Genomic DNA, 13,172 nt, shown 5'->3' on the forward strand with positions numbered 1-13,172 from the left:
AGCGATTCGCTCGGTGAGGTGCAATGAGTTCAGATCCAATTCTTAAAACTTTAGCAAAGCTTGTGGAATTACATGAGGGAGTCGCAGAAATTACTGAGTCACAAACTCTAAATGTATTGTTAACAGATAACATCGCCAAAGCCTTGTCGGTTGAGCCGGAAACTACTTTCAGTACGAAAGCAGATATTGACGATACCTATTTTGTTAGCTATCATTCAGAACTATTAAATAAGTTTTCTTCCCTGTTAGCTTCTAGAGGAAGCGTTACCGCTTTGGGAGTAAAGTACGATGGCTATTTGAAAACCACGGGCTTTGAAAAAATAGTAGATTCTAAAATAGTACTGCAAAATGGTTTAGTTCGCTATCTGTCAGCTACTCCATCAATTACTCGTTATATTTGGTGTCACGTTGCTTATACGGCTAATGCTGATGAAAAAAGAATTGGTATGGTTGATTTTATAATTAACGAGTTAACGGGGGTAACGCCTGTAGAAATTGGTAATGCTTTATTATGGACAAGTGATAGAGTTGCGGTTGATAGTGATACTGTTAAACCAGAAATATCGCCAGATGAGTTATCTAATTTGGTTGAAAATACGGCAGCCAAATTGATTAAAAGTGAGTTGAGTAACTGGTGTAATAAGTTAAGTAGAGCTTGGCAACGTGATGAAGAAAGGTTGAATAGTTATTATGGCTCGATTAGTCAAGAAATTAGACGCAAAATTGAGTCTAAGGGTTTAGAAGGTGAGTCTAAGGAAAAAGAATTAGCACGGATTGAAGCTACTAATAGAGAACTGTCCAGAAAAAAAGCTGATGTAAGGGAGCGTTACGCTTTGCAAGTAGAAGCTTATTTGCATAGCGCGATGATTATCCATTTACCAACGGTACATATTAAATGTGAATTGGTCAGGAAGAAGTCTAAACGAACTGTTACCTTGGTGTGGAATCCTTTTACTAAAAATATCGAAACTCTACGTTGCGAGATAACGGGAGAGCCTGTTTATAACTTTTATTTAGACGAGCGGGATGCTAAAATTATTTCGCCAACAGTTTGGGGAACTTTGTAGTACATCGTCACCAAAATTTGCTACCAGGATATAGCATACTGTAACGGTTTCAACAGTTTGACTGATTCGAGAAACTAAAGAATTTACTTTATAAACTCGCTTTCACTCGCTTAGGATTAGGTTATAAAAAAATTTCTTTATAAATTATGACATACAGTTCAGTGCAACCAAATTCCCTGCTGCGTGCTGCTACTTTGGCAGAACTTCAGGAGAAAGGGCAATTACTCATCCGCCTTAACCAACAGACTATTGCGCTGTTTTACAGTAAGGAGCGAGTTTATGCGATCGACAACCGCTGTCCGCACATGGGCTTTCCCTTGCATAGCAGCGTGTGCAAAGATGGCATTGTCACCTGTCCCTGGCATTACGCACGCTTCGATCGACGCAGCGGTGGCACTTTCGATTCCTGGGCAGATGATGTACGATCGTTAAGAGTACAGGTTACTGACGGCGAGATCTGGATCGATCTCTCAGTGCAAGTAAATCCAAAAGCGCATCAACAACAGCGATTACAGGATGGTTTAGAGCAGGGAATTTCACTTGTGATTGCCAAATCAGCGATCGCTCTTTTAGATTTGGGCGTAGAATTAACAGAACCGTTTCAAGTTGGTTTAACCTTCGGTACTCGCTACAACAAAGCAGGATGGGATACCGGACTGACTATGCTTACCTGCATGATGAATATCATGCCTTATTTGGATGAGAGCGATCGCCCCCGTGCTTTGTATCAAGGACTGTCTGCTGTGGCACGAGATTCTGCTGAAGCACCACCGCATTTTCGAGTACATCCTTTACCTACGGCTAATCTTGACTTTCCTACCCTAAAAGCTTGGTTTCGTCAGTTTATCGAACAGCGCGATCGGGAAGCAGCAGAACGCTGTTTGATGACAGCCGTACAATCGGGAATGAGCCGAACTCAGATTGCCGAAATGTTATTTGCGGCTGCAACTGACCATCGCTACCTTGATGTCGGTCATGTTCTAGATTTTATCAACAAAGCTCTGGAAGCATTGGATGCGATCGATTGGCAAGAAGCACAACCCATACTAGCAAGCTTGGTGACTGGGTTAGCAAATGCAACGCGGATGGAAGAATCAAGTTCTTGGCGTTATCCAGTGGATTTGGTTGCTATTCTGGAAACTGCATTTCAACAGTTACCTACTGCGCTGGAATCTGGACAATTGCAACGAGGACAATGGATTCAACCCCCAGAGTTAGTATCTGTTTTGTTAGGCGATAATCCACAAGCAATTGCAGATAGTTTGTTGAATGCGCTGCAATCGGGTTGCACGGAGGTACAATTAGCTCAAATTGTTGCTTATGCTGCTGCTCTAAGAGTCGCTCGCTTCAATACCAATAACGACCACGGAGATTGGAACAGCGCCCATCATCCTTTTACCTTTGCTAATGCTGTACACCAAGGTATCCGACGAGTACCAACAGTCGAACTTTTACGTGGTGTATTCGATGCGGCAATGAGCGTCTATCTGAATCGATTTCTCAATGTTCCACCTGCTCGATTACCAGAACCAAAAGATACTATTGCCGATCCAGAATCGTTACTCTCTAGCTTACCAGAATTGCTCGATCGCCAGCAACAAGTTAACGAAACGGGACGATTAGTGGCGCAATATCTCTACAGTGGTGGTAAGCCGGAACGCTTGATGGCAATACTGGCCAAACTGATGTTACGAGAAAACCGGGATTTTCACGTAATTCAGTCAATCGAAGCTGCTTTTCGACTGTATACTCAGTTGGCAGATCCGTTGGAAGGTGTGCCTGTGTTGGTAGCAACGGCGCGATATTTGGCGGCTCATGCACCGAGGATGCGATCGCATGAACAAACTTATCAGATGGCGTATCGGTTGCATCAAGGCTTAAGATTATTTGAAGAAACAGATGAGTCAGTTGGCGACGGCTAACGTTGACCGATCTGATAAGCACAGCGTCGTTCTCTGGCTATAATATGCTCTTTCCGCTGAAGTGCTTGCTTTAAGTTAAATTTATCCTCAAGGCTGGCTCTCCCGTAGTTGTGGTGATAACGCTGGCGAATGGCATCGGGATGACCGGATATTTACTCACGACAATAGAGGCTTTGGTTGTGATTATTACTACATCATCTCATCAACAAACTTTAAATGAGTTGTTTACCTTCATTACTCCATCAACATGAATCCATTGGGTCGCTCGAATACTCCCACCGTCCACAACTGCAAAAGATTGAAATGTCATTATTTTTTATCGTATAGCGGGTTAGCGCTAGCGAGTTTTTATCTAGTTGTAGTGATTAGTGTTGTCATTCAAGAGCAACATAATTTTCGGACTGGCTGCATCATCAGTTGTTTTAATGGATTGCTAACAATTATTCTGGTTTCCCCGGCTTTGTTATTAGCAAGTTTATTAGGGATAGCCGTGAAAGAATTTGATGTGCGAAATTGGTTTCAAATAGCACCATATATAAGTTTTACAGCCTTATTAGTGTATTTAATGGGAACTGGTTTAGAGAAACTAGGATGCTATCTGATAAATCGTCTTAGACGGTCGCCGCTTGGACGCCTCAAGAGTTAGAGATCGATCGCTCTTGAAAAATGGCTACAGTTGTCGCCCTATTCGGAACGGTGCAAGACCGAAGTCTCTGTAGGCAATCTCTGTAGAGACATTTCATCAACGTTTTTACAAGGATTCTAGCTGTGTAAAGAAGTTAGTTGTATCAAAAGTCTCCGTAATCGACACACTAATCGGCTCTACTGCCGCATCGGTGACTCTGACGGTAATGATTTGGATTATACGATCGGGCCACGTCCTTCTCACTGTGGTTGCGCTTTCGATTACGCAAGCATTTTAAAATTTGAGTCCAGCTTCTGAGGAAATGCTCTAGTATTTCTACACTCGGATAGAGGAAAAATGAATGTCGTCCAATACTGTTGATAGTGGCGAGCCCAAAAACAGGTATAAAATAGCGGTGCAGAAGTTGGTAGTATTTGGTAGTACAGGGATTATTGGATGCAGCATGATTGAATATTTTGATACTCAGGATAATTGGCAAATGAAAAATAGCAGCTAATGGGATGAACAGATGTCTTCTAAATCTCAACGACCGCTTTCTTGGCTGTGGCAGCAATTTCAACTTAAACCGGGTAAGCCTTCTATCGCTGCTTTTTTGCAGACTCTTGTATTAGTTTTGGTTCCCATTGGGATAGGAGTGCTGTTAGGTCATCCAGCAGAAGCTGCGATCGCAGTTATGGGAGCATGGATGGTCGGACTGGTAAACGTGGAGGGAGTGTATCGCCAGAGGGCAACCGCTAAGATTGCAGCCGCTCTTGCTATTACAGCCATGCTGTTGCTTGCCAATCTGGTTCATGGCATCCTTTGGCTATCGACTCTAACGACTTTTGGAGTGATGCTTATTGTAGGCTTGGCCAGTCTATACGGTCAAGCAGCGGCATCGATCGGCCTGGTTATGTCGATTATGTTTATCGTTGCACTGGCAAAATTTGCTACATTTGCCAATTTGTCTGCGGTACTTGAGCAATGTGCGCTGTGTTTGGCAGGTGGAATATGGGCAATCGTGGTTTCGTTGGGATTGTGGGTACTGCGTCCTTACGCCCCTGTTCTCGAATCAGTTGCCAATTGTTATCAGGCATTAAATCAATTAGTTATATCAGCAGGTGAAAGAGCGGCCAATCCAGAGGATCTCCAAGAATGGACAAACCGCTTCTTGCAAGCCCAGGATAATTTTACTCAGGCTTTAGCGGGAGCCCGTAGCGTCTGGTCGGCTGTATGGACTTCTCAAAGAACCGCCAATCTGCGGGGAAATCAACTGCTCGTTTTAATGGAGGATACATCCCAAATTACTTCTTCAATTGTGGCGTTAGTCGAACAGTTGTCGATTTCATCAAATCATCTGCTATTTCAGCAGTTGCAGCCAGAAATTCAGCAAGCGATCGAACAGTTGAGTTGTACATTGCAACAAATGTCAAAGGCGATTACAAAAGCAAACGTTTCTGTTCATCTCGAAGCTCTAAATCGAGCGCTCGAAGCTCTGGAATATCGGTGGCAAACTATACGCGCCCAACTACATAACCAGAGCGTTGCTGTTGAACCAGAGGAATATACACAAGTAATTAGCCTGGGCAAGATTGGCGCTATTGTCAAACGGCTGACAGAACAGGTTTATTCAGATGCAAAGTTGACTGCATCTTTACAAAAAGGAGACGGTCGAAGCATCGTTAATCCAGTGGTTAGCCAGACAAGGCCATCAGCACTTTCTTCTATTCTCGAACCGTTAAAAGATAATCTCACGTTTGATTCTGTCCTCTATCGCCACGCGCTGCGACTGGCGATAGTTGCTACGATCGCAGAACTAATTGCCTCAACATTGCACATTTCTACAGGTTATTGGATTACTCTAACCGCTGTAGTTGCTTTGAAGCCGAACTATGGCGGTACTTCTCAGAGTATCCTACAGCGGGTGTTGGGTACGGTGTTGGGAGGCATGATTGGGATTGCGATCGTTATACTAATTCACAATTCATGGGTAATAACGGGGTGTCTTCTTCTGTTGATTTTCACGGCAGTGGCAGTGCAATCCTTGAGCTACAGCTTGTTTATTACACTACTCACTCCGGCAATTATTTTGCTACTGAATGTGACGAGCAACGGTGGTTGGCAAATTGGAGTGATACGAATTGTTGATAGTTTGGCTGGAGGTTTATTAGCACTACTTGGCAGTTATTTGTTGTTTCCTCAATGGGAAAGGCAGCAACTTCCTGCCCAATTAGAAAAGACAATTAGAGCCAATCTTGCTTACTTTGAACAAGTGATGGCTGATTATATCGACTCCAACCAAGATGCGTCTGCTGACTCAATTGCCAAAGAGCGCCGTCAAGCGGCACTGGAGAATGCCAACGCCAACGCCGCCGCACAACGCTTGTTCAGCGAACCTCGTCATATCCAAGGAGACGTTGAACCGATCGCCACCCTGATACTGTATCTTCGCGCCTTTTTCAATTCGATCGTCACTCTGGCAGAACATCGTCGGGAATTGAGTGGAGAGTACCGATGTCAAGAGTTGAAGCAATTCGCCAATACTATTGTTGGGGTGATGGAGAATTTAGCTGATGCGCTGCAACAACAACAGCCACTCAGACCCTTACCGGATCTCGATTCTTATCTCGAAGCGATACGCACTCGCGTCGAACAACTTCATGTCCAGCGTGCATCAGAGTTAGCATCCGCTAATCGCAGGGTAACACCGACACTGCAAGCGATTCTCCAAGGCACTCCCATTTTCACGCAACTCGATCGGATTGCCTCAGAAATTGCCAGTCTTCATAATGCGATCGTTAGGTGGCGATCGCACTTACGGTAATAAAAAAAGCTCTAACATATATTTTAGGCTATCGAGGTAAATATATGAGTTACTATGTGTTTGGTTTTCAAGACATTGACCAAACAAAAATCATGCTTGTTGGGGGTAAAGGCGCTTGCCTGGGGGAACTTTCCAGGATTGAAGGAATACTCGTACCAGATGGTTTTTGTATTTCTACTGAAGCCTTTAAAAGAATCATTGGAGAAACGTCGTCAATTAACGAAATACTCGCTCGGTTATCGCTACTGAATGTAGATGACCGGGATAAAATCAGTGAACTTAGTAGTGAGATTCGCAGGCTCATCGAAGGGATAGCCATCCCGGAAGATATTAATCAAGAAATCGCCCGCTTTCTCTCCAGACTGGGAGAAAAAAATGCCTATGCAGTCCGCTCCAGTGCAACTGCAGAGGATTTACCGACAGCCTCCTTTGCAGGTCAGCAGGATACCTATTTGAACTTGATCGGAAAAGAGGCAATCTATCAGCACATCAGCAAATGCTGGGCATCGCTATTTACCGAAAGAGCAGTAATTTACCGCCTGCAAAACGGCTTCGATCACCGTCAAGTCTACCTGTCTGTAGTTATTCAAAAGATGGTCTTCCCGCAGGCGGCAGGAATTTTGTTTACTGCCGATCCCATCACTTCTAATCGGAAAGTGTTATCCATTGATGCGGGCTTCGGACTTGGTGAAGCCCTAGTTTCCGGTCTGGTGAATGCTGATAACTATAAAGTGTGCAACGGCAAGATTATCGATCAGAAAATATCCACCAAGAAGCTAGCTATTTATGCCTTAAAAGATGGCGGTACGAAACAACAGGAGATTGAACCCCAGCAGCAGAATAGGCAAGTGTTGACGGATGAGCAGATTTTGCAGCTTGAGCGCATCGGTAGGACGATCGAAGCACATTTCGGTCACCCCCAGGACATCGAATGGTGTTTGGTTGATGGCACATTTTATATTGTCCAGAGTCGGCCCATCACTACTTTATACCCCATCCCTGAAGCAAACGATCGAGAAAATCACGTCTATGTATCTGTTGGTCATCAACAAATGATGATCGATCCCATGAAACCATTGGGATTGTCTCTATTTCAGCTAACCGCTGCTCGACCCATGTATAAAGCAGGTGGAAGGTTGTTTGTTGATGTCACTGACGAGTTGGCTTCTCCTGTCAGAAGAAACATTCTAGTAAATGTCCTGGGCAAATCCGATCCGCTCATAAAAGACGCCCTCACGACCATCCTGGAGCGGGGAGATTTTATACAATCGTTACCAGACGATCGAAAAGAACAGAGTTCTGGTACAAGCAATAAATCTCCATCGCCTGCGGATTTTCAAACACTAAACGAATACGCTCCGTCCATCGTTTCTGACTTGATTAAGGAGAGTCAAATATCGATGGACGAGCTAAAACATAATATTCATACAAAATCAGGAGCGGCTCTGATTGATTTTATTCTGGAAGATATCCAGAAATTAAAGAAGAGTTTATCCGCTCCCCAAAGTTTTGGTGTGATTATGACTGCTATGAATGCTTCATCATGGCTCAATGAAAAAATGAACGAGTGGTTAGGTGAAAAAAACGCAGCGGATACGCTTTCTCAATCAGCACCTAACAATATTACTTCGGAAATGGGTCTGGCACTATTGGATGTCGCCGATGTGATTCGTCCTTATCCAGAAGTAATTGAGTATTTGCAACAGGTAAAAGAGGATAACTTTCTAAATGAATTAGTGAAGCTTGAGGGTGGACAGGAAGCCCAGAACGCGATCGCTACTTTTCTCAACAAATACGGAATGCGATGTGTCGGAGAAATCGATATTACGAGAACCCGTTGGAGCGAAAAACCAACAACGCTTATTCCTATGATTCTCAATCACATCAAAAATTTTGAGCCTGGTGAAAGCGATCGCAAATTTGAGCAAGGGCAACAGTCGGCTTGGCAAAAAGAACAAGAGTTATTAGCACGATTGAAACAATTACCGGATGGCGAACAAAAAGCCAAAGAAACAAAACGAATGATTAGGCTAGTTCGGAATTTCATCGGTTATCGCGAATATCCAAAATACAGCATGATTAATCGCTACTTCGTTTATAAGCAGGCTTTACTGAAAGAAGCTGAACAATTTGTACAAGCCAACGTTATTCATGAAAAAGAAGATATTTACTATCTCACTTTTGAAGAATGTAGCGAAGTCGTCAGCACAAATAAAGTGGATTACCAGATAATCAGCAAACGAAAAGACGAGTACAAATTTTATGAAAAACTAACTCCCCCACGTGTTATTACGTCTGACGGTGAAATTATTGTAGGTAAGTACAAACGAGAAAATCTCCCAGCCGAAGCTATTGTAGGTCTACCTGTTTCTTCCGGAGTGATAGAGGGACGAGCGCGTGTCATCTTAAACATGGAAGATGCCGATTTAGAAGATGGAGATATATTAGTCACCTCCTTTACTGACCCTAGCTGGACACCATTGTTTGTATCCATAAAAGGTCTAGTCACCGAAGTTGGTGGACTGATGACTCATGGAGCAGTTATCGCACGTGAATATGGCTTACCAGCAGTTGTCGGAGTGGATAATGCTACCAAACTGATCGAAGATGGGCAGCGAATTCGCGTGCATGGAACAGAAGGGTATGTAGAAATTTTATAATGGGGAAGATGTTGTAATCCCATCCACAAATAGAAGCGATCGCTTCTAGTGAGAGAGAACCCTTGAACCTGTGGTAATTTTCGCCTTAAATCATCTAAATTTGGGCAATTTTCTGATTAGAACCGCTCTTGGAGTGCGTTCTCTTTGTCGGCAGTTATCAACGTTTAAGTAGGTGGGCGTGAATAAACGCCAGTATGTGAAAAGATGTAAAGAAGAGAGATAAATGGAGGTGAATCGGCGTATGGGATGTCGGCTGAGGATCTGGCTCACAACACAGGAAAAGCAAACCCTAGAAGAACTCAGGAGAGCAAAAAGCGTATCACAGCGCACGAAGGATAGAGCGGCTGTGTTATTACTGAATGCGCGAGGGTTAAAAAATGAGCAAATCGCCCAAGGACTGGGCTGGGCATTATCAACAGTACGGTACACGATTCATCGTTGGGAGAAAAAAGGATTGGTAGGATTGTGGGATAAACCTGGAAGAGGAGGAAAACCAAGATACTCGGAATCGGATTTAGTAGCGCTAGAAACTTATATTCAAACCAATCCCAGGAGTTATAACTCGAAACAATTAGCGACCATATTCAGGCAAGAGTGTCTAGTTAATTTGAGTCCCGACAGAGTAAGACGGGTACTCAAAAAAAGGGGTGGGTTTGGAAGAGATTACGGCCAAGTCCACCACTGCCGAAATCAAGTTATTATGAGTGTTTTAAACAAGCAGACTTATTAATGCTTAAGCTTTGGTCAGAGCAAGGTATAATCCGTCTGAAATATGCGGATGAAAGTGGATTTGAACGCACGAGCAACATAGGTTACAGCTATATTCGTCGAGGTGAACAACAGCATATACACCAACCGCGTCGAAGAGGGAAAAGGCTGAGTGCATTAGGGTTTTTACAACCCAAGAAGAGTTTTGAATATGGTTTAGTTGTCGGAGGGTTCAATAGCGAACGGTATGTCAAACTGATGGATTGGCAAGCCGAAAAAGCGGCAACACATCTGGAGAAAACGGGTCAAATAACCGTAATAATTCAAGACGGAGCATCATTTCATCAAAGCAAATCAGTCAAACAGCATTGGCAGCGTTGGCAATCGATGGGTTTATATTTATTCTTTTTGCCACCCTACTCACCACAAATGAATCGGATCGAAGATGAATGGTTACATCTGAAAAGAGATGAACTATCCAGCCGCGTTTTTGAAGATGAATATCTGCTGGCTATGGCATTAATTGCTGGGATTGAGAGCCGTGCTTTTCGATGCGGGTATGAAGTGGAACGGTTTAAATTCAGTTAAGTAATTAGGATGAAATTTAAGAGTTAGTTACCTAATTTGTCAGAAAAATTTCTGTCCGTATCAGGGGATAGAGTTGGGGAAAATGAAAGAGCGTGGTTACACCGCTCTTTCATTTTCCCCACGTCCAACCTAAGTATTTCCGTTTACACTGGTATTGCTTGAATTGACAATATCAGTGGTCAATTTACTGTGCGCGATCGCATTCATAAATTGGTGTGCCGATCCGATCGCTTGTTGTCTTTACATCTTTTCACATACTGGCGTTTATTCACGCCCACCTACTTAAATCACCCCAGTCGGCGGCACCACGCTGGCGGTGGCGCGTCAGCGCCATCCCTACCAGGTTTTTATTCAAGCTTTGCTTTTTGATCCCCGTAATTTCCGAGTGTGACAGTTGAGGGTGCCGAATGTGGGCTGTATTCGCTTTCTATCGAACTAAACCTAAATTCAGCAATTCTTGTGGCGATGCCAACACGTCAATTCCTACAAAGAAAATTTGACCTTCAGGATTGAGTAAGAAACGCCATGCCAGGTTGATACCGACCTTGTCGTCAAACCAGGGAGTTTGCACTTTCCCCGTCACTTTAATCTGGGTGAATCCTGCAACGGCAGGCTCAGAGACCCCTTGTTCTGGCAACAGCTTGAGTCCGTAGCATTCATCTCGCATATAGGCGAGAATCTTCTCCGGTCCTGCGATCGGCTCTTGGAAAGGTGGTTTCAGGGCACCTTCTGTCGCAAATAAAGCCACAGCCGCCTGGAAGTCAAAGGCGTTCATATTGTCCATGTAGCTCAGGACAGTCGCATTGTCGATGCCCTTAATGCTTACTCTGGTTCGAGGTGCAGCCTCTTTAGGGGCAATTACAGGTTCTTGGACTTTTGCAGTACCACCCGTTGGGGCATACCCCATGTTGACCACAACATCCTGGAATACGGTGAGTTGCTGTCCTCCTTCCAGTTGACGGATGGCTTGGAGCAAATCGGCTGCCTGCGCGGACAGTTTATAGTCTTTTGGAATGGGAGCCACGATTCCCTGTTTCATCCACTCGCTTAACTGATACCAGAAGCCCAACTTAACATTCGTGCCAAACGACGAATAGGTGCGGCAGATGGGCGTATCCGTGTGGTTGACCAGATCGCACATCACTTGCGTTTGCTGCCTAGCTGGCATCTGCTTAATTTCAGTCAGGGTTGGTTCTGCAAATACCATATTGACGACCTGCATAGCTGCGGGAGTAATGGTCAATCCCATTTCAGTATAAGCAAACCAAAGTAAAGCTAACTGATCCTCAGCACTAAGCTGATTGAATGATTGAACGATCGCTGGAACCGAATTAGAAACTTGAGTATCAGGAAAAATAGAGCGGGCTGAATCGATAGTAAAAGACATGATTAAAACCTCAAAAAGAACGTGAAGTTTGAAAATTGGCATCACCCAAAAAATCAAACTCGAAATACATTGAAGATGGAAACAGTTTAATCAAACAAACCATCTACAGTTTGTCGAAACGCAATTAAAGCATGATTGGATTGTAGGGGTTTCAGGTCTTCAAATAGTTGAGCGGATATTTCCGGGGTAACGATCGTTTTGATTTCAATATTGGTGTTATAGCCAGCCATATCTCCCATACGTCTCCCATGACTGCCTGCACCCTGTGCTGGAATGATTGTGTAACCAGATACCCTTAATTTTGTTAGTAAGTTGATGAGTCGATCTTGCAATAGCGCTTCACCAATCATGGTAACGAGAACACCGGATGTTAACGAAGTAGACATAAAACCTCTAAAAACGACTGTATTTTGGATTAGAAGTACTCAATGAACTAATTGCGTTCTGTCACCTTGAGAGAGAAAGTGTGATTGGTCAGAATTGCAACGTTTCTGTACCCTATTGATGTCAATTCTTTGATTAGTTGCTTCATACTGGCTGGATGAACGATCGCCCACAGATTGAGACTGAGGCAAACACAAGCTAAGGCTAGCAAAATGTAGGTTGGAGCCATCACCACTCCAATGCTGAACCAGGTAAAATCATGCCATAACAAAGTCAACGCGAAAAAGCTTGCAGCGAATACTGACAAATACACCTGAGTTAAGTGGCTAAGCTGGCTGACAAGTGATACTGTTCCCAGGGTAAGTAACAAATTTGCTGGCACTAAAAAAGCGCAAATTGCGATGCAATGATTTCGGGAAAACTCAAACAGGAAATTCATTTCTAACATTCATTGAACCTGGAATTTTTTCAGGATAGAGACTTATAGGTCGCTATACCACTTCTGTTTATGAATTTTGGTTTTGAAAATACTTGATTGGCGACCGAAAGATAATTATAAACCACGTATAGATATTATTAAAGGTGGTCTTACAACAGTTTCCGATCGTCAAAAAGCAGAATCAAACTCAATCACATCAAGTTATTTTGAAGTGCCAAAGAGACCATTAATTGTTTCCATCATGTCTTTTAGGATCTTTCTTCTCTCTCTTATTTTCATTGGACTCTGCTTTCGGTTTTTTGGCTTCTTTGTTCCCTTTTTTTTGCTTTGACATAACGCTTTCAATTTTAGTGAACATCAGCTGAAAGTTAAATTTGCTGTTGATTAATAGTACCGCTAACCAACAAGAAATCATTTATCAAACACCTAGATAGTTGGCAGATTCCAAGTAATCCAAGTAATCCAAGTAATCATTGTGTATCCTGCCATCTGGCATTTTTGCTCCCTTCAAATTTGCTCCCTCCAAATTTGCTCCTTTCAAGTTTGCCCAATTGAAATTAGCATTGCC

12 protein-coding genes are annotated in these 13,172 nt (G+C 43.4%); 7 read left to right on the forward strand and 5 right to left on the reverse strand.

The window, feature by feature from the left end:
• The first annotated feature begins 23 nt into the window (after positions 1-23).
• The 3 genes from H6G03_RS05925 (at position 24) to H6G03_RS05935 (ending at position 3,240) form a co-directional block, all read left to right on the forward strand.
• Positions 24-1,067, forward strand: coding sequence for a hypothetical protein (locus H6G03_RS05925; protein WP_190463043.1), 1,044 nt, complete (start codon positions 24-26; stop codon positions 1,065-1,067).
• Between the two features lie 146 nt (positions 1,068-1,213).
• Positions 1,214-2,989, forward strand: a complete 1,776-nt coding sequence (locus H6G03_RS05930) for a Rieske (2Fe-2S) protein (RefSeq protein ID WP_190463045.1) — start codon at positions 1,214-1,216, stop codon at positions 2,987-2,989.
• Between the two features lie 110 nt (positions 2,990-3,099).
• Positions 3,100-3,240: a hypothetical protein gene (locus H6G03_RS05935; protein ID WP_190463047.1), complete on the forward strand. Its 141-nt coding sequence runs from the start codon at positions 3,100-3,102 to the stop codon at positions 3,238-3,240.
• A 500-nt stretch (positions 3,241-3,740) separates the two neighbouring features.
• Here H6G03_RS05935 and H6G03_RS05940 read toward each other — a convergent pair whose 3' ends face one another.
• Positions 3,741-3,878, reverse strand: a complete 138-nt coding sequence (locus H6G03_RS05940) for a hypothetical protein (RefSeq protein ID WP_190463049.1) — start codon at positions 3,876-3,878, stop codon at positions 3,741-3,743.
• A gap of 265 nt (positions 3,879-4,143) precedes the next feature.
• Here H6G03_RS05940 and H6G03_RS05945 point away from each other — a divergent pair, with 265 nt between their 5' ends.
• The 4 genes from H6G03_RS05945 to H6G03_RS37830 all read left to right on the forward strand — a co-directional run bounded on the left by H6G03_RS05945 (position 4,144) and on the right by H6G03_RS37830 (position 10,394).
• A complete protein-coding gene (locus H6G03_RS05945) occupies positions 4,144-6,438 on the forward strand; it encodes an FUSC family protein (RefSeq protein WP_190463050.1) in 2,295 nt (764 codons plus the stop codon).
• Positions 6,439-6,482: 44 nt separating this feature from the next.
• Positions 6,483-9,098 (forward strand): phosphoenolpyruvate synthase, encoded by a 2,616-nt coding sequence (gene ppsA / locus H6G03_RS05950; RefSeq protein ID WP_190463052.1) that lies wholly within the window; start codon positions 6,483-6,485, stop codon positions 9,096-9,098.
• Between the two features lie 223 nt (positions 9,099-9,321).
• The gene (locus H6G03_RS37825) at positions 9,322-9,828 is read left to right on the forward strand and encodes a helix-turn-helix domain-containing protein (protein ID WP_242056766.1); all 507 of its coding nucleotides are present in this window, start codon (positions 9,322-9,324) and stop codon (positions 9,826-9,828) included.
• Positions 9,828-10,394, forward strand: coding sequence for a transposase (locus tag H6G03_RS37830; RefSeq protein WP_242056767.1), 567 nt, complete (start codon positions 9,828-9,830; stop codon positions 10,392-10,394). Before H6G03_RS37825 ends, H6G03_RS37830 begins: the two co-directional genes overlap by 1 nt.
• 427 nt (positions 10,395-10,821) lie before the next feature.
• Here H6G03_RS37830 and H6G03_RS05960 read toward each other — a convergent pair whose 3' ends face one another.
• The 4 genes from H6G03_RS05960 to H6G03_RS05975 form a co-directional block, all read right to left on the reverse strand.
• Positions 10,822-11,781: an orange carotenoid protein N-terminal domain-containing protein gene (locus H6G03_RS05960; protein ID WP_190463054.1), complete on the reverse strand. Its 960-nt coding sequence runs from the start codon at positions 11,779-11,781 to the stop codon at positions 10,822-10,824.
• A gap of 86 nt (positions 11,782-11,867) precedes the next feature.
• The gene (locus tag H6G03_RS05965; RefSeq protein WP_190463056.1) at positions 11,868-12,167 is read right to left on the reverse strand and encodes a P-II family nitrogen regulator; all 300 of its coding nucleotides are present in this window, start codon (positions 12,165-12,167) and stop codon (positions 11,868-11,870) included.
• Between the two features lie 47 nt (positions 12,168-12,214).
• The gene (locus H6G03_RS05970; RefSeq protein WP_190463058.1) at positions 12,215-12,613 is read right to left on the reverse strand and encodes a hypothetical protein; all 399 of its coding nucleotides are present in this window, start codon (positions 12,611-12,613) and stop codon (positions 12,215-12,217) included.
• Between the two features lie 409 nt (positions 12,614-13,022).
• Positions 13,023-13,172, reverse strand: a 150-nt coding sequence (locus tag H6G03_RS05975; RefSeq protein WP_190463060.1) for a pentapeptide repeat-containing protein, incomplete at its 5' end; no start/stop codon positions are given.

Origin of the sequence: Aerosakkonema funiforme FACHB-1375 (assembly GCF_014696265.1) — a bacterium.
GTDB classification, from domain to species: Bacteria; Cyanobacteriota; Cyanobacteriia; order Cyanobacteriales; family Aerosakkonemataceae; genus Aerosakkonema; species Aerosakkonema funiforme_A.